This is a genomic window from Streptomyces sp. 4F14 (assembly GCF_048159485.1).
In the GTDB taxonomy this organism is placed as follows: Bacteria; Actinomycetota; Actinomycetes; order Streptomycetales; family Streptomycetaceae; genus Streptomyces.
The window spans coordinates 361,280-384,607 of record NZ_JBLRVY010000007.1; the positions used below are offsets into that span (position 1 = coordinate 361,280).

Sequence of the window (23,328 nt, forward strand, 5' to 3'; positions counted from 1 at the left end):
TCCCTCCTGCCCCCTTACCGGGGCGTCTTGGCCGGCGCCTGCTGGCCGTGCCGAAGGTGTCCGTACAGAGCCGGCCAGAACGCCAGCCCTTCCACGGGCCAGGATGCCAGCACTCCGGCGACCCGCCGGCCGCGGCCCATCGCGCTCTGCTGACGCGTCGTGGCCGCCAGAGCGGGAACCGCCGGATAGGCCGCCAATGCTGCCATCGCGGCGAGACCGGCCGCAGAGCTTCGGCCGCGAATCACCCGGCGCACTTCGGCCACAATTCCCGCAGTCACCACCGCTGTACTCAGCCCCCACGTCACGGGAATGGCGAGGTGACGGGCCCGCAGCACACGGACGTCGTTGTCCGGAAGCCGCACGAGACCCTGGCGGCGGCACCAGTCCACGGTGACCCCGAAGTTGAGGAGGCCCCGCAGCCAGGCGGTCTGCTGCACAACGAGATCACGACCCGTGCGGGGGACCTCGGCCACGTCCCGGTTGACCAGCAGCCCGATGGGCTCGCCCGCCAGGCGGGCCACCCAGCCCAGCAGGAGACCGTCGGCATAGGCGTACCGCGGGAACCCCCCGATCCGCTGGAGGAAGTCCGCGCGGACGAACTCTCCGTGTCCGAACGTCGAGAACGGAGAGGTCCGCGCCCACAGGGAGCCGCCGTCGAGCCCTCGCTCGTTGCGGGCGACGTAGTGTGACAGAGTCCACCAGGTCTGCAGCACCGCATTGCCTGCCGCCACCGCCCCGGTGCCCTCCCGCTCCGGCACGACGTAGTCGACCAGCTGCTGGAAGACACGCACCTGGGGCCCGGCGCCGATCGCCGTCCGCAGTTCCCCGAATGTGTCCGGGTGCGGCCGGGAGTCGGCGTTGTAGACGCCGATCCACAGCCTTTCGTCCCCGTCCGGCCCGAACCGCTCCCGCGCCCAGCCGACGGCCATGTCCAGCTGCGCGGCACGGTAGGGGCAGACCTCCTCACAGTGCAGGAGGACCAGGTTTTCGTGAGCTGCGCCGCCCGGGGCCAGGAGCTCCCGGAGCAGCGTGTGCGTGGTCGCGCCGCCGGGTGCCGTCTCCTTGGCGGTCGTCACGAGCACCACCGCATCGACATCCTTCGCCCGCAGAACCTCCCGCCAGAACCGGACCGTCGCCTCGGCGAGCGCGGTCTCCTCGTACATCGGCACGACACACACCACCCGCGCGCCGCCGGGGGCGCCGGTCCCGGATGCTGCGGGAGCCTCGCTGGGGACGGCGCGGAGGCTACGGCGGACCTGCCGCGACTCCAGGACCCGCCGTACGGTCAGGCAGGCCGCCAGCACGCCGGCCGCCGACGACACTCGCGAGGAGCGCACACGCGTATCCGATCCCATGGACAATCTCCTGACAGGTCAGTACGGCCACCACCCGGACGGGGGGGCCTGCGATCCGGCGCCGCCGGTGGACGGCGTTGTGCCACATGAGATTCACCGCGACCGCGGCACCGACCGCCGAAGGGGAGTCCTCCCGGTACCGGCGGTGCCACCACAGCAGGGCACGGGCCCGCCCGCTGCGCCAGCAGCGCAGCATGTACTGCCGGAAGTCACCGGGGTGATCATGGTGGATGGCCATGTACGGGCTGAGCACCGCCCGCCGCCGCAGCAGAAGGCGACGCCCGAGTTCCACGTCGCTGTAGGCGGGCAGCAGCACGTCGAAGCGCGTGCCGTCCAGGAACACCGCGCGCCGGTATGCGCAGTTCCCGCCGTTCACGTACGGGGCACCGATCACGTCCCCAGCCCTGGACGCCGGGGTTTGGGTGTACCAGGCGCCGAAGGTCTCGAAGTAGTAGATCTGGTCGCGCAGCCGGCTGTAGAGGTTCGAGGGTGCGGTTCCGATCACCCGTCCGCCGAACGCGTCCTTCCCGGGGTATTCGCGGCTCATCCGCAACAGCTCGTCCAGCCAGGCCGACGCGGGCACGCAGTCGTCGTCGAGGAAGGCCAGCAGATCGCCCCGGCTCGCGGCGATCCCCCTGTTGCGGGCACGGGCGATGCCCTGGCGCTGCGGCAGGACGATGACGCGGAGATCCGGATCATCGCCGGTCAGCCAGCCGTAGCGGGGGCAGCCGTCGAGGACGAGGACGATCTCGTACACGCATCCGGCCGCCGCGAACTGCTCCCGCAGGGCCCGCACCAGACGCTCGCATCCGGTGTCGCGGGCGGTGGCCACGATGACACTGACCGCGATGTCCGGCGTCTGTGGCGGGTGCGCCGTCATGACACCAGGCCCGTCGACTCCAGGAGGTCCCGCAGATCCTTCGCTGTACTGAAGACGTGGCCGGTCATGCCTAGATGAACCCCCGCCGCCACCCAGGAGGCGGTGTCATCGACATACAGTGCCCGCTCCAGAGCGAACTCCGCCACCCGGGCGGCCTCACGGAAGCACCGCGGGTCCGGCTTGACCAGCCCCATCCGGGCCGAGCACAGAACCCGGTCCGCGAGCTCGGCCACGCCGTGGAAGGCCAGGTCGTCGAAGAGCCGGGCGGTCGCGTTGGAGAGGAGGACGACGCGGGCGCCGCTCCCCCTGGACTTCTTCAGAAGCGCCACCACCTCCGCTTCCAGCTCACCGTGATACGAGAGCCAGTCCTCTACCGCAGCCTCTCCCACCAGGCCGGCCACCGACCGCTTCCAGTCCGCGTAGGTGATCTCACCAGCCATGGCCCGGCGGCCGGCGGAAGACTTCAGGGCGGCGGTCAGGAGCGATCCGCGCGCCAGACCGTGCCGCGCTTCGATCTGCCGTGCGACGTCCGTGCCGAATCTGATGATGACGCCGCCCACGTCACAGACGACGGTGTCCAAAGCATCCGGTTTCACGAAGAGCCCTCCCTCCGGCCGGGCAGCCGCCCGGCGCGCTCGGGTCATCGGTACGGGAGAACGCCTGCGGGACGGCCAACGGCCCTTCCTGCGGGCGGCCTGTCTCGAATGAGCTGCCTGCTGCCAGCAGGACACCTCATGGCACTGTGGCCCGGATAGGGCGCGTGCTGTGGCGGTTCGGCGAGGCCCAGTGGCACGTTGTGGCGCGCTGTGGCGCGGAGCGCAGACACCCCGCGCCACCGGCGCCCTGAGCGCAGGCGGACCGTACGCCGGGCGGCCCGCGAGACACGGGGGCGCGGTGGTCACCTGACCGGCGACCGGACAGCCGCCGCAGCGCTCCAGGGCCGGATCAGCACGCATCGGGTACCCCGGCGCCACCTTCACCCAGGAGGGCCTCACGAAGGCGAGGGTCGTCGAGCGAACCGACCGACAGGTGGCAGGGGAAGCCCGAGGCGGCACGGTGCGGCACGCCGATGACGCAGAGTCCCGCGGCGACGGCTGCCGCAGCGCCCGTGGCGGAGTCTTCGAGAGCCCAGGTACCGGCCGGATCCGAGGCGAGCGCCGCGCAGGCGGCCAGGTAGACGTCCGGCTGTGGCTTGGGGGCGGCGACCATGTCCCCGCCGATGACGACGATGTCCGACAGGTCGAAGAAGCGGCGCAGATGTGCCTCGACGACGTCGGCCGGCGCGTTGGAGGCCACGGCAACCGGTCGGGCGCCGGTCAACTCGGCAACCAGCTCAACGGCACCGGGCATGGGGGCGATGACCTCATCGACGTGGCTGCGCATCAGGCCGAGGGCTCGGGCGGCCAGCGCGGAGGCGCAGGCCGGACGGCGCAACCGCTCGGCCAGGAACCGGCCGACCGCAGTGAGATCACGCCCTCTGAGACGGTCCCTGTCGGCCTGGGTGAGGGCGACACCGTACTGGGCGAAGACCGCGTCGTACGCAAGATCCCACGCCTTCTCCGTGGTGACCAGAAGCCCGTCGCAGTCGAGAACGACGGCGGCACCGGGCCCGGGTACGGTGCCCTGAACATGGTGGTTCATCAGCTCGGCCCCCCTCTCAGACTGCCGAACCGGATACGGCGCAGGACGGTGAAGACGCCGTGCTGGCGCGCACCGCATTCCGGCGGACGGATTGTGGGTTATCGGATACGGGCGGATTCCTGTGCCTGCCGCAGATCGTGCACGAAGTCCAGGAACTCCAGGACGCTGGTCCGGCCCGGGTAACTGCGGCCTAACGTGCGGCCGAGGTGCTCGGCCCGGCTGACGATGGCGTGGACGAGACGGTCGCCGCCGAGCGCAGCGAAGCCGACGCTCACGGCCTCGTCCGGCTCCCCCAGAGCGGCCTGCGACAGCGCGAGATCAAGTTCGGCCACGGCCAGGCGGGTGGGAGCGACGGCCGGAGCCTTCAGCGAGCGGTAGCGGGCGATCGATTCCCGTGCTGCGGACCGCGCTTCACGGGGGCGGTCCAGCCAGAGATACGACGAGGCGTTGAAGGAGCTGATCTGGGCCTTGTCGGGTCTGAACAGACCGCTCCAGCACGATGCCAGGCCCGAACCGAGAGCCTCGGCGCGCCGCGCCGCCTCGGTGAAACCGTCAGCGTTTCCCAGGAGGGCTTGCGCACGGGCGACCTGCGCGGTGAGACGGACGGCCGCGTCGCCCGAACGCGGAGCTGCGGCCAGGCCGCGCGTCGCTGCCGTCAGCGCATCCAGGGGACGGCCGTCGTACAGCGCCTCGGTGGCGAGAACATCCTCCGCCCACGCGATCACTTCCGGCGAATCGGCTTGCTGACCGTGCGCGGTCGCGTCCGCCGACCACGCCTCCACGGCCCGACGGTCCCCTCTGTCGTGTGACAGCCAGGCGAGGACGACGGACTGCATTCCCGCGCACCGGGCGATCTCGCGGCCTTCGCGGAGGGTGTGCCGCCGGTGATGGAGCAGCGCGTGGGCCCGCTGCCTCTGCCGCATCACCTCCTCCCACAGCACCTCCGGCCGGTGTGTCGGATAGGCTGCGGACACCTCGGCGACACCCGATTGAAGACCGTCGATCTCCGAAGGCGAAAGCTCAGTGGAAACGACACGGCGAGAGAAATCTGCCGCCACATCGACGATTCCGACAGACTCGGCCCCAAACAGAGGATCGAGCGAGAACCCCAGGTCGGCCACAGTTACGGTGCACCCGAGCAGACGCGAGACCGTCTGCGCAAGAAAGTCCGGAATCGGATGCCTAGGTATCTGCCCGTCATTGATCCAGTGCCCTATGCGGGTCCGGTCAGGCCGGAGATCGGAACGGCCGTTCGACTCGGCGGTCGCCCACAACTCACGCGTGAATGCGGCGTAGCTCAATCCGGTTCGATGAACCCACCGCCACAATCGCTCGTTCCGGCGAGCAGGGGCCGATTCTTCCCTCATGAGTGTTTCTCAACCATGCATCGGGCCATCGTGAATCCTTCGAGGAGAGGGAGAAGCCGCGCGGACTGTCGGCGGAATCTCAACCGTTACTGTCTGCTTCTGGATGCGCCTTTGGTGTTCTCACGCCCGTCGGCAACCGCCTGATCGCAGAGCGGTGAGCGAGCGCCATGGATCACCGATGGGACGGCATGGCCAGTCCAGGCACCATTCGTGGATTCTTCGGACGGACGGGCGCCGAACCATCCGGCAGGTGGACTTCTACCGCACCACATCCCAGGCGACAGCAGAGGCCGCTGCCTGGCACCATTCGGCCCTCGGCGGGCAGGATGAGGCGACGGTGAGGGGCACTCACTCACGTCCTCACCCAACTCCCGGAAAGGAGCGGCGTCTTGGAGAGCGGGGAGCGTGGCAGGTTCGCGGCGGAACTCACGCACTGGCGCACCGTGCGCGGGCTGTCCAAACGTGGTCTCGCGGCCCGGCTCAGCATCGACGCCTCGTACGTCAGCCACCTCGAAGCCGGCCGCGAACGCGGCAGCGCCACCCTCGCCCGCAGCGCCGACGCCGAACTCGACGCCGGAGGGGCGCTCTGGCGGGCATGGCAGAGCAACGGCGACTCCCTGTCGTCGGCCGCCGAACCGTCCGAGTCCTCCTCCGGGGCCGGGCTGGTGGTCCTGGAGGACGACGCCGCGCTCACCTTCGACGGCAGCCACTACCACCTGCGGATGCGGCGCCTGCTGCGCAACGATGCGAGCGAGCCCGTCACCCGCTACCTCGTCCGCATCGCCGTGGACCGTCACCCCGACGATCCCGAGCGGTCCAACGCCCTGTACCGGCGCACCCCGCTCACGTGGGAGGAACTCGCTCTCGAAGCCCGGTGCGGTGACGAACCGATGGGCTGGACGGTCAAGCATGACCGGGACGCGTTCAAAGAGGTCTGGCTCCAGTTCCACAACCCGACCCGCCGCTTCCCCCTCTACCCGGGCCAGAGCGCGGAGATCACCTACTCCTACACCGTCGGCGCGGACAAGTGGGGGTCGTGGTTCCAGCGCGCCGTCCGTCTCCCCACCCAGCGCCTGTCCGTGCAGCTCGCCTTCCCGGCCGGGAGTGAACCGGAGGTCTGGGGCACCGAGACCTCCCTCAGCGCCGACGCCGTCCCTCTGCGTACTCCGCCCCGGCGTACCGGACAGGACGACCGGACGGTGTTCACCTGGACCACCCTGGACCCGCCCCTGCACGCCCGTTTCCGCCTCGAATGGCGCCTGAAGACCGGCCCCGACACGAAAGAGAACGTCCCCGTGAGCACCCTCTCCGCGAGCCAGGCCATGGCGAACGCCGGCATCGTCCAGGACGGCGCCCCTCTCCTGGCCCGCCCCGCCCGGTCCTTCGACCTTCCCGCCGAGGCGGACGAGGCCCAGCACGTCGTCGGAGAACTCCTCGCCGCCATCGAGCGGGTACGTCAACTGCACACGTTCGGCAAGGGGATGGGGATCGCGGCCCCGCAGATCGGCATCGACCGCCGCGCCGCCGTCGTACTTCCTCCAGATCCCGGCGCCGAGCCCCTGGTCCTGCTCAACGCCAGGATCGAGGAGTCCTCCGCCGAGGAGGACGAGCAGTTCGAGGGCTGTCTGTCCTTCTTCGACGTCCGTGGTGTCGTCCCCCGGCCGTTGAGCATCGTCGTCGCCCACACCGACCCCGACGGGACGACTAGGCTGTCCCGGTTCTCCCGGGGGACGGCCCGTCTCGTCGCCCACGAGGTCGACCACCTCGACGGCATTCTCTATAGGGAGCGCATGCGGCCGGGTGTCCTTCCGATTCCTGTGGAGGAGTACCGGGGAACCGGCACACGGTGGACGTACAGCTGACCCGACGGAACCCTCGCGACGGGGTGCGGTACGGCGGCCGACGACAGGTTGACCACCGGTGAGGCCCTCACCGGTGGTGAGCCATCGGTATCGGCCGGCCTGGGGCGCGAGGCCGGGCGGAAGATCCCCGGCAGTGGGGAGGCGGCCGACGCGGGGTGTCGTGGAGGAGGCGGTGCGGAAGCCGACGTCGTCGTCGCCGAGAGCTACGAGATCATGCGAACCGCTACAGAGCTGCCCGGCCGTTTCGGATACGACCGTGCCGAACATCGCCTGCACGTCGCCGAAGCCCACCTCACCCTCGAATGCTTCGACTGCGCCGCCGCCCCGCCCGAGACCCCCGGATGGGCGGCGGCCACCCTCGTCCTCGCTGAAGCCCGTGACGCCCCTGAACAGGCAGCCACCCGGGCCCTCGGCGTCCTCGACCTCATCCCCCCGGCCCGGCTGCGCGCCACCGCCCGCACCCGCCTGGCCCGCCTCGAACGCCTCCTCGACGACTCGGCCGCTCCTGCGGCGACCGAACTCGCCCAGCGCCTGCGTGCCCTTCCCGCACCGATCCGCACCGACGGCACCGTCGCCTAGCTGCTGCGGCGCATCGGGACGCTCAACGCCTGAGAGGAGACTGTGCGTGCCGTAGTGGTCGAGCACGAGATGCAGCTCGACGGGGCCCAGGATGCTCTCGATCCAGGTCTCCAGCGAGGGCAGGGGCGACGGCGGGATGATCACTGGCTGTACGGGGTGGGTCGTCACGCTGGTTCCCCCGCTTCTGTGAGGAGGGGGATGAAATCGGTGTCGTAGGCGGCGAGTTGTTGCCGGGGGTCGGTGCAGGAGCCAAAGCGGTGGGCTTGCCGGGTGAGGGAGAACAGCAGGTTCTCCGTGATGGTGAGGATGCGGTCGAAGGATGTGTGGGGCATGGGAGTGGTCATGTGGCGGACACTTGTGCTGCGGTGTGCGGATGGGTGAGAAGGCGGGCGATGGCGGCGGATATCGGCAGGCCGGGGAGTTCTTTCTGGAGCCAGTCGTAGTTCCCGGCCGGGTTGAGGTCGACCAGCCACCAGCGGCCGTCGGGGTCCACGATCAGGTCCACCGCGGCGTAGACGAGGCGGCAGGCATTCATGAGTTCGCCCATGCCGGTGCGTACGGGGTCCGGGATCTCGGCGTGGGAGTAGGCCAGTGCCCCGTAGTCGGCCCGGAAATCTCTGCGCGCCGCATCGCTGTGTGCGTCGATCCGCGCGGCGTACATCTCGGTTCCGACGACGATCAGACGGATCTCGTGGGCTTTCTCGACGGTGTGCTGGAGCTGGTGGGCTCCTGCTGCGATCGAGCTGTCGATCTGGGTGGCCTGGACGGGGCTGGTGTAGAAGGAGCTGTGGTGGCTGCCGTGGAGGATCTCGGGGGTCACCAGTGATTTGCAGACGGCTCCGGACGGGCTGTCGGAGACGAAGCCCGCAGCTTGTCGGGGCGTGTTGCCGATCCAGGTGGCGGGCACGTGCAGTCCGCACCGTGCGGCCTGTACGAGGGCATGGGCCTTGAGCTGGGCGGCCAGGGTGGCCGCAGGGTGGTTGACGTGGAGACAGTCGAGGGAGGCGAGCACCCCGACCATCCCGGCGGTCGTCTCCTTCTGCACCCACTGTGCCTGGGCGTCCGACAGGCCGTCCGCGACAATGCGGGGCTTTCCCGGATGCCACCACAGGACCGCTCCGATGTCTTCCAGTGCCACTGTCCGTCCGTGCGCGCGCAGCGTGCCGCTCCATCCGCGCTCGTGCAGGACCGCGTCCAGGTCCACCCGCTCGGGGAAATCGGCCAGGTCGAACCTGACCACGGGCGTGTCCAGTTCGGCGAGCGCCAGCACGATCCGGTCGGCCGTGACGTTCGTGGGCTCGGTGACCACGCAGACCGGGCGCGCACACCCGGTCTGCGCGAAGGCCGCTGTTACCACAGCAGGGACCTGATGCCGGCGGGAGCGGGGATCACGTCCATCAGCTCGGCCTCGGAGGCCGTCGATATGCCTCCGCTGGTCCTGCTCTGGCTGTAGGCGGTAGCGGCGCGGGGGGTGCCGTCGGCCAGGACGGTCACCTGCCGATCGGTGCTGAAGTGCTCTCCGGGTGCCGGTGCCGGGGCGGGTGCTTCGGCGGGTTCGGTGAACAGGCGGAGAGCGAACACGGTGTGCTGTTTCATGAGTGTCCCTTTGCGGTGTGGTGGGCCGGTCAGCTGTGCTGGGGCGTGTGGTTGCGGGTGTCCGAGGCGGCGGTGAGCCGGGCCGCCCAGGTGTCAGGGGCGGTGATCTCCTCGGCGGTGGGCGGCAGGGAGGCGTCGGTCCAGACCTGGTTGACCACGTCGGTGCCGGTCGCCTCGACAGCCTGTGTGATGAGCCGGAGCCCTTGGACGCAGTGGGTGCCGGCACGGCTGAGCCCGGTGATGTCGGTGATCGCCTTGTGGAGCCGGAAGCGCCGGGACGGCCTGGCGTGCTCGGCGGCGTCGACCGGTGCGCCGTAGAGGCGGGTGGTGATTTCCCGGTCGGCCCAGTAGGCGTGTCCTTCCACGACGGCCGGTCCGGCGTGGGGAGCGCGTCCCCGGCGTTCGGCGAACAGGGTCTCCGCCCACACGCCGGCGCGGGCTGCGAGCTGGGCGTGGTGGACGAGCTCGTGCGCGACGATCTGGGTCAGGCACTGCGGGCTGGTGTCCATTCCGGCGTGCTGGAGGGTACGGGGCGCGATCACGGTCTCGGCCTGGCCGTCGGCGGCCTCCCTGGTCACCCCGGCCATCAGCGGCCAGAGAAGGACGGGGACGATGCCGCCGATCTTCAGCGCGCGGCGTATCTGGGTGATCTCCTTGGGCGTCAACTCCAGATCGGCGTCGGCGATGTCCCGGGTCATGATGCGCTCGACGTTGTGCCGGAAGGCAGTACGCCATTCCTTCGGCGTGATCAGGCGGAAGCGGACGTCCGGCGGGACGGCGAGGCCCGTCGTCTGGGTCACGACAGGCGCGGCGGTATGCAGGACGGCGGAGATCTGCTCGGCGAGGTCGGGGTGGCGGCGGGTCTCGTCGAGCACGGTGAAGCGGATCACGTTTCCTGGTGTTCCTGTCGGGTGGGTGGTCTTGGAGTGGGAGTGAGGCTCGGTGACAAGCGGGATGGAGGCGGCTTCGGCAGGTTGAGGGCGCAGCCGTGCCAGGCGGTCAGAAGAGGCAGGCGGTGAAGGACGGGTCAGGGGGCGGGGGCGCCGGTCGTGGCCTCCGTTGTGCGCGGGCGGCGGATGCGGTCGGTGAGGACGGCGTCGAGGACGACCGGCTTGTGGTCGGAGGCCCGGCCGGTCTCGTGGGTGCGGTAGGAGCGGACGGCGAGGTTGTGGACGAGGACGTGGTCGAGGCGCATGGGGGTGGGCTCGTTCTCGTAGTAGTGGCCCACCGTTGCGGCCCGGGGCTGACCGGTGAGGGTTTCCGGGTCCTGCCAGCCGGAGTTCAGCAGGACCTGGCAGGCGCGGGTGTCGGCGTCCCCGAAGGTGCCGTCGGGTAGTACGAGGCGGTAGCGGGACTGGAGATTCCGGGGGACGTCGCTCCAGTCGATGACGTCGTCGGGGTGGGGGCAGTTGAGGTCGCCCAGGAGCAGGGCCCGGTCGGGTTCGCCGGGGAAAGGGCCGGCGTAGTCGGTCATCCATCCGGCTTCGGCGAGGCGGGTTGTGCCGTCCGTCCAGCTCAGATGGGTGGCCAGGACGTTGAGGTCACCGCTGCCGTCGGACGGGGCGCCGTGAGGGCGTAACCGGGCCTTGATCAGGGCGTGGTGGAAGATCTCGGCGCCGCGCAGCCGGACCTCGACCAGGGAGAACCGGGCGGGGTTGTGCAGGAGCATCGTGTGGTTGCGGCCGTCGCCGACCCGGGAGAGCGTCATCGCGGTAATGGCCAGGCCGAGTTCGGCCGCGACCATCTCGGCGCGGTCCTTCTCGTCCCAGCGGGTGCATTCCTGGAGCGCGAGGATGTCAGGCCCGAGGTCGGCGAGGTACCCGACCTGGGCGTCGAGCCGTACCTCGCCGGCTCCGTCGAGCCCGCCGTTGAGCAGGTTCCAGCTGACCGCACGGAACGGGAGGCCGGCCGGGGACAACGAGGCGGAAGCGGTGGGCGCGGTGGGCGAGGAGAGAGTGCTGCCGGGCGCGGTGGTCTTGGTGTTCATGCCCTGTCCTGGAAGGGAAGCGGGGAGCGGACGTCTCCCGCGAGGGGCGGGGAGTGCCTCTCGCGGGAGACGGCGGGTCAGCGGCTGCTGAGGCCGTAGGGAGCCAGGGGCCCGACGGTGCGGCGCTGGGCCTCGATGAACTTGCTTCGGCTGTAGACGACTTCGACGGCCTTGTGGTCGGAGAAGTCGACGTCGTGGACGATGACGTCGATGACCGCGGTGACCGTCCAGGGGTCGTTGTAGTGACGGTCGATGCGGCGTGGTCCTCCCTGTTCCTGGGACGAGGCGGCGTGGCCGGCGGTGGGGTCGAGGGCGTGGGGGAGGCCGAGGGTGTGGGCGGCGTAGCGGGCGGGGTCGTGCAGGCCGCAGGCCAGGAGGGTCTCGTCGAGGTAGGTGCAGCTGGTGCGGGAGCCGTCCGGGCTCGCGTTGCTGCGGTGGACCCTGTGGGGCCGGTCGGTGACGCCGGGGCTGGACCAGTCGATGTGCGCGACGGTCTCCCCGTCGGCCAGCGGGTACTCGTTCGCGTCCCCGCCGCCGATGAACGCGCTGCCGGTCTTCATCTTGTCGGCGAAGGCGGTGATCTCGTCGGCCTCCCGCTCGCGTCCCCGGGGCGAGTTGAAAGCAGCGTGCCAGCTGAGGAGGACGATGTCGCGGGGGACCTCGGGGAGGCGGACGATCACGTTGGTGGGCGGGGTGCGCCAGACCCCGGCGGGGTGGTCGTACTGGCGGACGACCTCGAAGACCGAGGTGTTGACGAACAGGCCGGTGGGGTTGCGGCCGAAGCCAGGCATGCCGAGGAAGCCGCGCATGCCGAGGGCGGTCTCGGCGGCGTGCAAGCGGCGGTGGCCGTCGTCACGGCTGTAGGTCAGCTCCTGGCGCAGGAGGACGTCCGACCGGCGTTCGGCGAGGAAGTCGTGGGCGTCGTGCCAGCGCTTCGGGAGCCGGCCGTTCTCGGCACGGCCGCCGTCGTGTTCCAGGTTGAAGGTGACCACTTTGATCACGGGTTCGCCGTACGGGTTACTCACGGGTTCTCCTCGGAGTTCGGGTGACGACAGTGCGCGGGCGAGAGGGGGTGTCAGAGGAGGCGGGCGATGCCGCCGTGGATGTCTGTGGGCTTCGGACGGGTGCCGGGGGCGGGGCGCCACAGGGACACGGGGCCGATGCCGGGGTCCAGAGGGTGCAAGTCCTCGTAGAACAAGCTGAGTTGGTCGGGGGTGCGGAGGGTGTAGGGGGTGGTGCCGGTGGCGTTGTGGTCGTGCTGGGCGCGGGCGAGGTCGGGGCTGGTGTCGACGGCGTCGTAGTGCACGAGGAAGCTGCCGTCCGGCAGGGCGTCGAGCAGGTGGCGGACGATGGCGAGGGCCTGGGTGTCGTCGGGGAGGTGGCCGAGGACGGCCAGGAGCAGCAGGGCAACCGGCTGGCCGAAGTCGAGGAGGGCGTGGGCGGCGTCGAGGATCGCCTCCGGGGCGCGGAGGTCGGCGTCGATGCAACCGACGGCGCCGTCGGGGGTGCCGGGGCACAGGGCGCGGAGGTGGGTGGTGACGTGGGGGTCGTGGTCGGCGTACATGATCCGGGCGTGCGGGGTGATGTGCTGGGCGATGGCGTGGGTGCTGCTGTGGGTGGGCAGGCCGGGGCCGATGTCGAGGAACTGGCGCACTCCCAGCTCGGCGGTGAGGTGGGTGACCGCGCGGACGTGGAAGGCGCGCGCGTCGTGGACCATCGCCGTGATCTGCGGCGCGGCGAGCTTGTAGGCGTCGCCGGCGGCGCGGTCGATCTCGTAGTTGTCCTTGCCGTCGGCCCAGTGGTTCCAGACGCGGGCGGAGGACGGTGTGGTGCTGTCGATGAGCATGGGTGTTCCGGTCGGGGACGGCGGGGTGGGCGGGGGTTCGCCGGGTGGGTCGGTGGGTGTGGTGCGGGCGGCGAGGAGGTGGCGGGCGGTTTCGCGGCTGCCGGGGGCGGTCCAGGTGCCGTAGGGGCCTTTGGTGGTGAGCAGGCCCTCGTCGGTCAGCAGGCCGACGGCCGTGCGGACGACGTGGACGGACTCGGGGAGCTGGCGGGCAAGGGTCTTCTGCGAGGGCAGGCGCCCGGCGACGTAGGCGTCGTCGGCGATCCGGGCGATGAGTGTCCAGCGGACGGCTTCGGCGCGGGCCCGGTGGGTGCCGGGCAGGGGCCAGTGCTCGATGCGCCCGTCGACGGTGACCTCGGCGACCAGGCCCTGCACGGTGTCGGGGCCGAGGACGACGGTGCCGCGGGGCGGTATGGACAACAGCAGGCGGTCAGCCGCGAGCCGGGGAACCACGTGGTGGACGGCCCACAGGCGGGTGCCCAGCTCGGTGGCGAGTTTCTCCGGCAGCGGCAGGGGGCTGCCGGCGGGATAGACGCCGGCAGCGATCCGCCCGCGCAGGGCGGCCAGGGTGTAGTCGGTCCAGTTGTCGTAGCCGTTGGGGACGTCCGGTGCCCGGCGTAGTCCGCCGTGGGGGCGCGGGATGTTCTCCAGGGTGAGGACGAGCTGGACGACGCGCCGGGAGTAGCCGCTGCGGGCGCGGATGCGGTCGATCGTGCCGCCGTCGCGGTAGGCGTTCGCGATTGCGGTCCTCACCCGGCGATCGGCCACCTGGGCGGCGGTGCCCGCGGGGCGGACCGCCGGCAGGTTCTCCAGATGCCGGTGCCACGCAGGCTGGGACGGCGGCGGAGCCGGGGCTGCGAGGCTGGCGGTTGTCGTTGTGGTGGTCATCTTCTCTCGCCGGTGAAGGGTTGGCGGTGGGGTGGACGCGATGGTGGTGGGTCTTGCGTGACGCGTCAGGCGGCGGGCCGGATGCGGGCTGCGGAACGCCTCACGGGATGTGCCCAGGGGCAGGGCGCTGCCCGGACCGGCACGTGCGTAGGCAGCGCGCCGGGGGGCCATGCCGAGCGGGCCGACCGAGCGTTGTCACAGGCGCAGGACGGTTCCCTTGCGGGAGGAAGGGCCTCCTGCCGGGGAGTCCTGGGTGCCGCCCGTCCCGCTGTCGTCCGCGCCGGGTGCGGGTTCGGCGTGCAGATGGGCGAGGGCCTTGTGGAGTTTGCCGTTGACTTCCTCGGTGAGGTCTTCGCCGTCTGCGGTGACCATGCGGACCGGATCGATGGCCGCCGGTCGCGCGCTCTCGCGCCCGTTGCGCCGAAGCGGCTCGAACAGCAGGTGCACCGTGGCCTTCACGGAGGTGAGAACCAGAACGTATCTGTTCTGGCGGTCCCGGCCGGTGGAGAGGACGACGCCGGGTCTGCTGACCAGCCGTCGGCGGGCGAGGACCAGGGTTTCCCGCATGACGGCGGGCAGAGCCTCCTCACCGCACGGGACGATGTCGGGGAGTGCGAACGTTCCGTCGCTGTTCAGCCTCTCGCGCAATGCGTTGTACTTGCCCCAGACATCTGGGCACTTCTGGCGTGTCCCGTCGAGCAGCAGACGACGGCCGGACTGCTGCCATCCTCGGCTGCCGTGCTGATAGACGGCCTCGACCCGCAAGGTGCCGGACACATGGCTGACGCGGATGACGGCCGGCGACTCGTACTCGACGAGAGGGGCGCTCCCGGTGCGCCGGGCCATCGCGTCGGCCTCACGCCGCACGAGGACGGGAACGGACTTCGTCCCGGATCGGAGGTCGGGAACGGGGGACATGAACATCCTTCGTTGAGGTGTGTCAGGAGAGAGGGCACCGCCGGTTCGGCGGTGGACTCCGGGGAGGCGTGAAGCCCCTTTATGTCTCCAGACCGCCGACTGCCCAGAGACATAAAGGGAGTTGGGGTGGCCCCGCCGCCGCGCCCGGGGGGACCGGTTGAACGGCCCGGCGGCGGGGCTGGGGGCCCGCGCACGGCGATGGGGGTCCACGGGGTGCCGTGCGCGGGAGTTCAGGCGGCGGTGGTCAGGGGCGGGTGGTGACGGAGACGGTCGGCGAAGAGCTGCGACCACTGCGGCCGACGCTGGTCGGGTGGGGTGGTTTCGTCTTCGACGGCGGCTTGGGCGAGGCGCAGGCGCTGGATCTCGCCGGTGCCGGCGGGGGCGTAGGTGGTCTGGATGTCCTGCCAGATCCGGGCCAGCGGGTGGCCGGCGTGCAGGGCGTGGGCGCCGTGGAGTTCGAGGGCGGTGCGCCCGGATTCGGCGGCGAGTTCGTGGCCGACGAACTTGGCGGTGATGAGCTGCTGGTCGCAGGGCAGCCCGCGGTCGAGGAGGTGGGCGGCGTGATACAGGAGCAGGCGGGCGACGCCTGCGTTGGCGGTGATGCGGCCGAGGCGGTCCTGGACGACGCCGAGATCGGCGAGAGTGGCGCCGTGGCGGGGGCGGGCCGCGGTGTGGCGCACGGCGAGGGAGACCGCTGTTTCGTGCAGGCCGAGGTCGAGCGCGGCCAGGTTGGGGCGGCCGTAGAGGATGCTGCTCGACTGGGCGACGGCGTAGCCCTCACCGACCTTGCCGAGGCGCTGGTCGTCGGGGACGCGGACGCTGTCGAGGCGGATCTCGCCGAAGGAGAAGCCGTGCAGACCCAGCGCGGGCCGGTGCGCCGCCAGGGTCACGCCGCGCGTGGTGGCGGGGACGACGAACGCGGTCAGCGCCTGCGAGGTCCGTACGCCGGGGTCGGCGGTGCGGGCGACGACGATGTGGAGGTCGGCGATGTGGGAGTTGCCGACGGCTGTCTTGACGCCGGTCAGCATCCAGCCGCTTTTCGTGCGTTCGGCGGTGGTCTGGATGCCGCCGAGGTGGCCGCCGTGGTCGGGTTCGGTGACCGCGATCGACGGCAGCGCCCGCATCTCGGACACGGCCAGCAGGAGCTGTGTGGTGCGCCGCCTGCCGCTGTAGTAGTGGTGGAGGGCGCCGATGGGGATGAGGCTCGCCTGGAGGATCGCGGCAGCGGCGGCGCTGACCCGTGCGAGGCGGTGGACGAGGATGACCCGGGCGACGTGCCCGGCCTGCATACCGCCGATGTCCTCGGGCAGCGTGACCCCGAACCAGCCCTGGTCGGCCAGGAGCCGGGGGATCTCCCGCTCGACCATGGTGGGGTCGGTGTCCGCGCGGGCGGCCCGGGGGGCGATTTCGGCGGCGGCGAACGCGTCGGCGTGCTCCCACAGGCGGCGGTGGGTGTTGGTGAGGAACGGGTCGAGCGCGGTGGGCGGGCTGTCGGGCACGGCGGGGATCTCCCTCTCCTGGGCGGCGGCCGGAGGCGTACGAGGCGGTGGCGCGAAACGCGGGCGGGGGTGGCGGTCAGTCGACAGATGCGCGGGAGGTGATCGCTTCCAGGACCTCCGCGCCGATGGCGATGACGATGTCGCGCAGGCGTACGGCGTCGCTCATCGGCCGTTCCTCGGGGTCGATGACGCAGACCGTGCCCAGGACGATGCCGCTCGCCGCGTGCTGCAACTGCGTGCCGAAGTACGAGGAGATCCCGACGGACTCCGCGACGTAGTTGGCGCTGAAGCTGGGGCGGGCGTGGACGTTCGGGAGCGGCAGCGCCTTCTTGCGGTCCATGACGTAGGGGCACCAGCCGTGGTCGGTGCTCATGGTCCGTCCGACCACCGGGTAACCGCTGCCGGGCGGGGGCTGGTGCAGCCCGATGAAGTTCTGCTTCTCCAGGACGATGTTGACGAACCCGTACGCCATGCCGGTCCGGTGGGCCAGGACGGTCGCGAAGTCGTCGAAGAAGGGGTGACCGTCGAGGGGCAGGCCGAGCTGCTCGACGAGGGCGGTGCGTTCCCGCAGGGCGGCCCGGCGGGCTTCGCTGCCCAGGACGATGCCGTCGGGGGCGAGGGGCTGGCGGGGCAGTTGGAGGACTCCGGGCTCGGGGCCCTGTGGCGACGGCGGGTGGTGCTGGGGGTGGTGGTTCATCAGGTGTCCAGAGGGGAGAGGGGGCCGGGGCGCCGGCGGGTGGCGTGGTCGACGAGGGTGAGCAGGACCGAGGCGACGGAGCCACGCTCGCGGGCGTCGCAGGCCACGACGGGGACGTCGGCGCCGACGCCGAGGGCGTCTTTGACGTCGTCGAGGTCGTGGGGGTGGGCGTCGGGGAACATGTTGACGGCGACGACGAAGGGCAGCCGGTTGTACTCGGCGAAGGTGATGACGTCGAAGCTGTCGGCCAGGCGGCGGGTGTCGGCCAGGACGACCGCGCCGACCGCGCCGCGCGCCAGTTCGTCCCACAGTTCCTTGAACCGGTCCTGGCCGGTCATCCCGAACAGGAACAGTTGCAGGCGCGCGTCGAGGGTGAGGCGGCCGAAGTCGAGACCGACCGTGGTGGTCGTCTTCTGGGGGACGCCGTGCAGGCTGTCGGCGTGCGTGCTCGCCACGGTCATCGTCTCCTCGGTGAGCAGCGGCTCGATCTCGCTGACCGCCCCGACGGCGGTCGTCTTGCCGACGCCGAACCCGCCGCCGATCACGATCTTCAGCCGCCGGACACCGTCCGCCACCGCTGAGGCGGCCGGGGTGTGCGGGGCGTTGACGGCCATGGCGGTCACCCGGCCTGGCGCAGCAGGGAGCGGGCATCGGGGAACTTCCGCTTCAGACCGGCCAGGAGCGCGGCCAGCATCTCGGCGTCCGGCCTCTCGTCGTCATCGCCGTAGGGGCGTGCGGCGTGCAGGGCCAGGACGTGGTGGTCGATCAGGTCCGAGACGACCACCTTCACGGAGGTGGCCGGGCGCCGCAGTGTGCCGGCCAGCTCGGCGACGGAGCGGGGGCCGTAGCGGCACAGCGCCACGATCCGCTCGTGGACCGGGGGCAGACCGGCCGCCTGGGCGGCCGGGCCGGGGCCCAGCACGGTGTCCAGGGCGAGCGGGCGGCCTGGCCGGGTCCGGCCTCCGGTGACCTCGTAGGTGCGCACGAAGACGGTGTCCTCCTCGCCGGACAGCACCACCGCCCCGGGTACGGGGTGCCGCCGGGAGACGGCGTTCACCGGCCGCCTCCGTCGGCGGTGCGGACCTCGACCGTCATGTAGGAGGAGAACCGGTCGACGAGCCGTCCCATCTCCAGGCCGACCGTGCGCAGGATCGCGGCCGGTTCGGTGAGCACGCACAGCACCGTGTCCACCGTGCGGCCGTTGAACGCCTCCGTGCGGCCGGTGGACTGGATGAGGAAGCAGGCGTCGGAGCGTTCGATCAGGACCTGGTCGGGGTGCGCACCGCCCCCGGGACCGGGGATGGCGGTGGCCGTGGAGGCGAGCGCGGACACGGCGGCGGCGAGGCGGTCGGGCCAGTCTCCCTTCAGGTCGCTGTGCAGGAGGGAGAGGCCGTCGCGGGACAGCAGGATCGCGTGCGTCACGCCGGGCGTCTGATCGACGAACGTGTCCAGCAGCCACGCCATCTCCCCGGCCGGGGTGCCGGCGTCGGGCTTCCCGGCGAACGTGTTCGTCGTAGGCATGTCAGAGGTGGTCATCGTGGAATCACTCCGTACGGGGTGTCAGGAAGAAAGAAGGAGAGGGGGGATGAGCGGGAGTCAGGCAGGCGGAACGGAGGGCCCCGGGACGGGCGGTCCGGCGCGGGTGCTGTCGCGCCCGGCCCGCTGCCCGGCACGGAAATCGGCGAACCGTCCCGGATCGGAAGGGCGCCTCGGCGGCGCCAGCGTGGGGCGGACCGGCGGCGGAGCCGGTATCCGGCGCGGAAGCTCCGGCACCCCGCCGTCCTTCCGGGCGCCACCGGCCGCCTGTTGCGCGGTCCCCGGGCTCCTGCGCGGTCCCGGACCGGACACCGCCCTGGGTACGGCCGGGGCCTGGACAGGGGCGGGGGCCGGAACGTTCGGGGAGGTGAGAGGGGCGACCCGCAGGAGCAGGTGCGCGGGAACACCCACCAGCGCCATGGTCCCGCCGCCGGTGTTCTCCACCAGCCGGACCGTCAGATGATGCTGCCGGGCGATCGTCGCCACCGTCACGAGCCCGAACCGGCCGTCCCGCACCAACCGTGCCAGATCCGCCTCGTACGGGAAGGCCAGCAGCCGGTTCAACTGGGCCCGCCGCGCCGACGGCATCGGCAGGCCCTGGTCCGTCACCCGGATCGTCAGCCCGCCCGCCGCCTCCATCACCGACACTCGCACCCGCGTCGCCGGGTCCGAGCACTCCAGGCCGTTCTCGATCAGCTCCGCCAGCAGGTGCATCACATCCGGCCCGGCCTGCTTGGGCAGCGCGAACCCGATCCCGGCCTCGCCCGCCTCCACCGAAACCCGCCGGTAGTGCTCCACCTCGCAGACCGCACCGTGCAGAACGGTCGCCACCCGCACCGCCTCGGTCGCCCGCCGCAACGATGCACCGCCCAGGATCGCGCTGCTCTCCACCCGCCGCCGCAGCCGCGTCGCCAGGTGGTCGATCCGGTAGATGCGGTCCAGGAGTTCCGGGTCGTCCGTCTCCTTCTCCAGATCGCTCAAAGCCCGCAGCATCCGGTCCATCAACGGGTGCTGGCGCTGCGGAAGCCCCCGCAGGAGTTCCACGACCACCGAGGACCGCGACGACTCCTCCACATCGAGCAGCGCCACGACGCACTGCAACTTCAAGTCCGCCAGCACCTCCAGCACCTCCGCCAGCGCACCCTCCGCCGCCACCGGCACCGTCTCCTCGGGAACCGGCGGACGCACCCCCCGCAGCAGCTCCTCCGCCGACCACCGCACCGCCTTCTCCACAGCCTGCGCGGCAGCCACCACCCGCTCCCCCTCCACCTCATGCGCCTTCTCCCACCGGCCCCTGACCGCACCGGCCCCCGCACGCGCCAGCCACTCCCCGGCCACGACGGCGGCCACCAGCCCGCCCGCCGCACCGGCCAGCCCCGCAGCCGACGGCGACGCCAGCCACCCGCCGGCGAAAGCAACTCCCGGCATCAGCACGGCCGTTGACTGCGCCAGCAGCACCGCCGCACGGAAACGGCCGAGCACGAACCGGTCCGGCTCGGGCCGCCGACGGGCGTGGGCGGCCGGACGGGAAGACGTGTGGGTGAACATGATCAGGCTTCCTCGGCGGAGACGGATACGGACGTGACAGCGAGGGACGGGTGGTCGGCGGGGAGGCGGGGAAGGCGGACCGAGACCGTGTCACCCGCTCCGTCGGGCTGCGGGTGGCAGACGATCTCGCCGCCCAACTCCCGCAGCCACACGGCTGCGGCTTCCGGGACACACGCCTCCCTGGGCGGGGGAGTTCCGAGCCGGGAGCCCGACATCGATACGGTCAAAGCCCCGTCGGTATCCACCGATACAACCGGCGCGACCGGTCCTCGCTCACCCCGCTCCCCGGCCCTGCTCGCCAGCTCTAGGACAGCCAGGACCCCGGCTAGCGGATACCGAGCCCACTCCACGCTGGCCAGGCCCTGACATGCGTCCAACCACTCCGCCGCGTCCCTGGGCGACGGCGTCGCCCGGTACTGGAGACGTCTCAGAGAAAGCAGGTCCTGCTCAGTGAGGTACTCGCCCGGCGACACCACCCCACCCGCCTCGGTCACCGCGATGAACGCTGAATGCGCCTCGAACCAGCCCAGTTGCTCCGCGACCTCACCAAGGTGGGAACTGATCACGGAGAGCGTCGGTACCACGACGCCGTCAGCACGACCGGAACCGATCTCCCGCCGCACCGCACCCCACGCCGGGCGGGCCGCACAGGTGCTCCAGCCGTAGTCGTCCGCGAACACCCGTCCGAGCCGCCAGTCCCGCTCCTCGACGAAGAGGCGAGCCTCCTCCAACCGCTCCGGGTTCCGCGCACACACCGTCGGCATGTACAGGCACACCTGCGGCACATGCCCGAGTTCCCTGATCTGCGCGGAGACCGAGCTCCGTAAACCTTGGTGGGCAGCAGCCAAGCGCCGAACAGGAAGAACTTCGAAGCAATCAGGAGCAGTTGTTAGCGCTCGCTCGAAAACGCTCCCTTGCTCTCGGGCTACCCGGTTTCCGGCGTATGGGGTGGCGATGTGACGCAATGCGGGCCTCGGCTTAGTCGGGGGAGCACGTCACGCCGCAAGGGCTACGCGCCCTCAGGACGGCAGGGGACGGCAACTCAACGAGCGATCAGTCACCGTTGTGCTCGCAAGCTCACAGCATGTCGCCCGATAGCCCCTAGCATGCTCCTAACGAACCTCAGTGCGCAATATCGAGCACTGTTCTCTCGAAAGGATTGAACGTATGCCCGATCGTCGACCTCTCCCTGTGGATGACACAATGCTCCCCATGACTCAGAAGAAGCTCCCTCCGCCTCTGATGCGGCGCCTTGTGGGCAGCTTGCTGCGCGACTACCGCGAACGGGCCGGTCTGGAGCCGGGCGTGGCCGCCAAGCGAATCGGCTGGGACTCCACGCGGCAGGGCCGTATCGAGCGAGGCACCTATCGGGTCTCCGCCGAGGACATCCGCAAGATGCTGAAGGCTTACGGCATCGAGGACGAGGAAGCGGTCCATGAGATGTCCGCAGCCTCCAACGAGCCACCGCGATCTGGCTGGTGGGCTTCCTACATGGGTCGCATCTCAGACGCACTCCTCGACTTCATCGTCCTGGAGTCGAGGTCGACGAAGATTCAGGTACAGCACCCCGCGATCATTCCTGGCCTGCTCCAAGCGCCGGGATACGTCCGGGAGATCTTCAACAACCCACTCCACCCGGACAACCGAGAACTGTCAGGCATGCTGAGCGCCGTCCGCATGGCTCGGCAGGAAGTCCTCTACCGCCCCGGAGCTCCGGTCCAACTGCACGCGCTGATCTCCGAGGCGGCTCTCCTGCACCGCTTCCCGAACAACCCAACCGTGATGAAAGATCAGTTGCGCAAACTGGCTGAGGACACGCAACGGCCGAACATCACCATCCAGATCGTCCCGTCGGACGTTCCTGCCTACACGGCAGCGAACAACCAGGCCATGACCATCATGAGCTTCCGCCACCCATGGCCCACGACCGTTTCCATCGACGACTCCCTCGGCGGCAGCCTGTTGGACGACTCAATCCGAGTGAACGCCCTGTCGGTCATGTTCGACGCCATCGCTGACCTCGCACTTCCCGCGGATCAGTCGCGGGATCTCATCAACAGCCATCTTGAGGAAAGGTTCTGATGACCGCTTACGCTCACACCGCCGACGAGGCCGGCATGATCTGGCGCAAGTCGTCCTACAGCGGTGGGGACCAAGCGCAGTGTGTGGAGGTCGCCGAGACCGCTGCCCCCGCCGTCCATGTCCGGGACTCCAAGGTCTCTGGCGGGACGTCGCTGACTTTTGCCCCGACCAGCTTTGCCGCGTTCACGCGCTACGTCTCAGGGGTCGACGCCTGATTCCACTCGCCAGGAACAAGAACAGGCCCGCTTCCCCTCACATCCGACGTGTGGGGAAGCGGGCCGTCTCGTACAGCCGTACCCATGAGGTAGGCGGAGCGTACCCTTCGTGATCGACGGCTGGAAGACGGCAACCCCGCAGGAGTAACGCGCGACTGGACGCCTTTGGGACTCGTGATGCGAGTTGTGGCAGGTCATCGACCATCACTTTTGACATGCCGCCCACTACGCTGCGGCGTCGCGCAGGCGGCGAGTACATCGATCCGATCATCCCCGCCGACAGGCGCAAGGGGCCCACGAGGGGGCACGGACCCAAGCAGCAGTCAGGCCCTCCTCCGCGCCTTACACGATCGACTCCCAAGTTGCGAGTGAGCCCCTGGCATACCCGGGGGCCTGTCCAGGAGTGTCAGGAACCGATCTCCCGGCGGGAGAACAGGGATGCTGCCCTGAAGGCCGTGAGACCAGCGATTGCGGCGGCCGGGACCTGATGGGTGCCGAGGTACGTCAGGCTCGTAGTGGTCGTGGTTCTTCTCTCGCTCATTGCGTACGCCACAGGCGGGCGCGGGCTCAAGGCCGTGGACTGGGGCGCTGGCACATTCTTAGAATCGATGACGCTCATCCTGAGCATGCTCACGATCTTGCTGTCTTGGAGGAGCGCATCACCCGCCGCATTGGGTGCTGGGACGGCCCCAGCCTCGCTGGGGTCCGTCCCAGCACAGGCGGCACCGGCCACTCCGAAAGGAATCTTGGGGCCGATGTCATCAGAACGCTGCCCTCGTGGCCCTTCAGCATGAACGGTCGCCGCTCGTGTACCTGAGCCCTCAACGGCCGCACA

General features: G+C 70.5%; 24 protein-coding genes. 4 read left to right on the top strand and 20 right to left on the bottom strand.

The annotated features are described in order from the left end of the window. Window positions 1-14: 14 nt before the first annotated feature. The 5 genes from ACLZOT_RS15050 to ACLZOT_RS15070 form a co-directional block, all read right to left on the bottom strand. Window positions 15-1,355 (bottom strand): hypothetical protein, encoded by a 1,341-nt coding sequence (locus tag ACLZOT_RS15050; protein WP_416969362.1) that lies wholly within the window; start codon window positions 1,353-1,355, stop codon window positions 15-17. Continuing rightward, on the bottom strand, window positions 1,246-2,235 hold the full coding sequence (locus ACLZOT_RS15055) for a glycosyltransferase family 2 protein (RefSeq protein ID WP_416969363.1): 990 nt from the start codon (window positions 2,233-2,235) through the stop codon (window positions 1,246-1,248). Before ACLZOT_RS15055 ends, ACLZOT_RS15050 begins: the two co-directional genes overlap by 110 nt. Then, window positions 2,232-2,816, bottom strand: coding sequence for an HAD-IA family hydrolase (locus ACLZOT_RS15060; protein ID WP_416969364.1), 585 nt, complete (start codon window positions 2,814-2,816; stop codon window positions 2,232-2,234). Before ACLZOT_RS15060 ends, ACLZOT_RS15055 begins: the two co-directional genes overlap by 4 nt. A 364-nt stretch (window positions 2,817-3,180) precedes the next feature. After that, window positions 3,181-3,876 carry an HAD family hydrolase gene (locus ACLZOT_RS15065; protein ID WP_416969365.1) on the bottom strand — a complete coding sequence of 232 codons (696 nt, stop codon included), beginning with the start codon at window positions 3,874-3,876 and terminating at the stop codon, window positions 3,181-3,183. Window positions 3,877-3,974: 98 nt separating this feature from the next. Then, window positions 3,975-5,177 (bottom strand): hypothetical protein, encoded by a 1,203-nt coding sequence (locus ACLZOT_RS15070; RefSeq protein WP_416969366.1) that lies wholly within the window; start codon window positions 5,175-5,177, stop codon window positions 3,975-3,977. A 455-nt stretch (window positions 5,178-5,632) separates the two neighbouring features. Between ACLZOT_RS15070 and ACLZOT_RS15075 the strand changes: the two genes are divergently transcribed. Together ACLZOT_RS15075 and ACLZOT_RS15080 are read left to right on the top strand one after the other, a co-directional pair. Then, window positions 5,633-7,105, top strand: a complete 1,473-nt coding sequence (locus tag ACLZOT_RS15075; RefSeq protein WP_416969367.1) for a peptide deformylase — start codon at window positions 5,633-5,635, stop codon at window positions 7,103-7,105. 48 nt (window positions 7,106-7,153) lie between these two features. Then, window positions 7,154-7,684, top strand: a complete 531-nt coding sequence (locus ACLZOT_RS15080) for a hypothetical protein (RefSeq protein ID WP_416969368.1) — start codon at window positions 7,154-7,156, stop codon at window positions 7,682-7,684. A 164-nt stretch (window positions 7,685-7,848) separates the two neighbouring features. Here ACLZOT_RS15080 and ACLZOT_RS15085 read toward each other — a convergent pair whose 3' ends face one another. From ACLZOT_RS15085 to ACLZOT_RS15155, 15 genes are all read right to left on the bottom strand, one after another. Then, window positions 7,849-8,016 (bottom strand): hypothetical protein, encoded by a 168-nt coding sequence (locus tag ACLZOT_RS15085; RefSeq protein ID WP_416969369.1) that lies wholly within the window; start codon window positions 8,014-8,016, stop codon window positions 7,849-7,851. Window positions 8,017-8,024: 8 nt separating this feature from the next. Then, window positions 8,025-9,041, bottom strand: coding sequence for an MvdC/MvdD family ATP grasp protein (locus tag ACLZOT_RS15090; RefSeq protein WP_416969370.1), 1,017 nt, complete (start codon window positions 9,039-9,041; stop codon window positions 8,025-8,027). Further along, window positions 9,035-9,280 carry a hypothetical protein gene (locus tag ACLZOT_RS15095; RefSeq protein WP_416969371.1) on the bottom strand — a complete coding sequence of 82 codons (246 nt, stop codon included), beginning with the start codon at window positions 9,278-9,280 and terminating at the stop codon, window positions 9,035-9,037. Before ACLZOT_RS15095 ends, ACLZOT_RS15090 begins: the two co-directional genes overlap by 7 nt. Before the next feature lie 29 nt (window positions 9,281-9,309). Next, window positions 9,310-10,170: a zinc-dependent metalloprotease gene (locus ACLZOT_RS15100; protein ID WP_416969372.1), complete on the bottom strand. Its 861-nt coding sequence runs from the start codon at window positions 10,168-10,170 to the stop codon at window positions 9,310-9,312. A gap of 137 nt (window positions 10,171-10,307) precedes the next feature. After that, the gene (locus ACLZOT_RS15105) at window positions 10,308-11,267 is read right to left on the bottom strand and encodes an endonuclease/exonuclease/phosphatase family protein (protein WP_416969373.1); all 960 of its coding nucleotides are present in this window, start codon (window positions 11,265-11,267) and stop codon (window positions 10,308-10,310) included. Between the two features lie 77 nt (window positions 11,268-11,344). After that, entirely contained in the window at window positions 11,345-12,292 is a 948-nt protein-coding gene (locus tag ACLZOT_RS15110) for an endonuclease/exonuclease/phosphatase family protein (RefSeq protein ID WP_416969374.1), read from the bottom strand. Between the two features lie 50 nt (window positions 12,293-12,342). Next, on the bottom strand, window positions 12,343-13,998 hold the full coding sequence (locus ACLZOT_RS15115) for an SAM-dependent methyltransferase (protein WP_416969375.1): 1,656 nt from the start codon (window positions 13,996-13,998) through the stop codon (window positions 12,343-12,345). 195 nt (window positions 13,999-14,193) lie between these two features. Further along, window positions 14,194-14,916, bottom strand: coding sequence for a hypothetical protein (locus tag ACLZOT_RS15120; protein WP_416969376.1), 723 nt, complete (start codon window positions 14,914-14,916; stop codon window positions 14,194-14,196). A gap of 230 nt (window positions 14,917-15,146) precedes the next feature. Continuing rightward, window positions 15,147-16,415, bottom strand: coding sequence for an acyl-CoA dehydrogenase family protein (locus ACLZOT_RS15125; protein WP_416969377.1), 1,269 nt, complete (start codon window positions 16,413-16,415; stop codon window positions 15,147-15,149). Window positions 16,416-16,491: 76 nt separating this feature from the next. Then, window positions 16,492-17,112, bottom strand: a complete 621-nt coding sequence (locus ACLZOT_RS15130) for a GAF domain-containing protein (protein ID WP_416969378.1) — start codon at window positions 17,110-17,112, stop codon at window positions 16,492-16,494. After that, window positions 17,112-17,726 (bottom strand): GTP-binding protein, encoded by a 615-nt coding sequence (locus tag ACLZOT_RS15135; RefSeq protein WP_416969379.1) that lies wholly within the window; start codon window positions 17,724-17,726, stop codon window positions 17,112-17,114. The genes ACLZOT_RS15130 and ACLZOT_RS15135 overlap by 1 nt, the downstream gene beginning before the upstream one ends. 5 nt (window positions 17,727-17,731) lie before the next feature. Beyond that, a complete protein-coding gene (locus ACLZOT_RS15140) occupies window positions 17,732-18,169 on the bottom strand; it encodes a DUF742 domain-containing protein (protein WP_416969380.1) in 438 nt (145 codons plus the stop codon). Then, window positions 18,166-18,648, bottom strand: a complete 483-nt coding sequence (locus ACLZOT_RS15145; protein WP_416969381.1) for a roadblock/LC7 domain-containing protein — start codon at window positions 18,646-18,648, stop codon at window positions 18,166-18,168. The genes ACLZOT_RS15140 and ACLZOT_RS15145 overlap by 4 nt, the downstream gene beginning before the upstream one ends. Window positions 18,649-18,708: 60 nt before the next feature. Then, window positions 18,709-20,196, bottom strand: a complete 1,488-nt coding sequence (locus ACLZOT_RS15150; RefSeq protein WP_416969382.1) for an ATP-binding protein — start codon at window positions 20,194-20,196, stop codon at window positions 18,709-18,711. Window positions 20,197-20,198: 2 nt separating this feature from the next. Then, window positions 20,199-20,960 (bottom strand): recombinase family protein, encoded by a 762-nt coding sequence (locus ACLZOT_RS15155; protein ID WP_416969383.1) that lies wholly within the window; start codon window positions 20,958-20,960, stop codon window positions 20,199-20,201. Between the two features lie 448 nt (window positions 20,961-21,408). On the opposite strand from ACLZOT_RS15155, the gene ACLZOT_RS15160 reads away from it, so the two are divergent. Then, entirely contained in the window at window positions 21,409-22,278 is an 870-nt protein-coding gene (locus tag ACLZOT_RS15160) for a helix-turn-helix domain-containing protein (RefSeq protein ID WP_416969384.1), read from the top strand. Then, complete coding sequence (locus ACLZOT_RS15165) at window positions 22,278-22,493, top strand: DUF397 domain-containing protein (protein ID WP_416969385.1); 216 nt, start codon at window positions 22,278-22,280, stop codon at window positions 22,491-22,493. Before ACLZOT_RS15160 ends, ACLZOT_RS15165 begins: the two co-directional genes overlap by 1 nt. The last annotated feature ends 835 nt before the right edge of the window (window positions 22,494-23,328 follow it).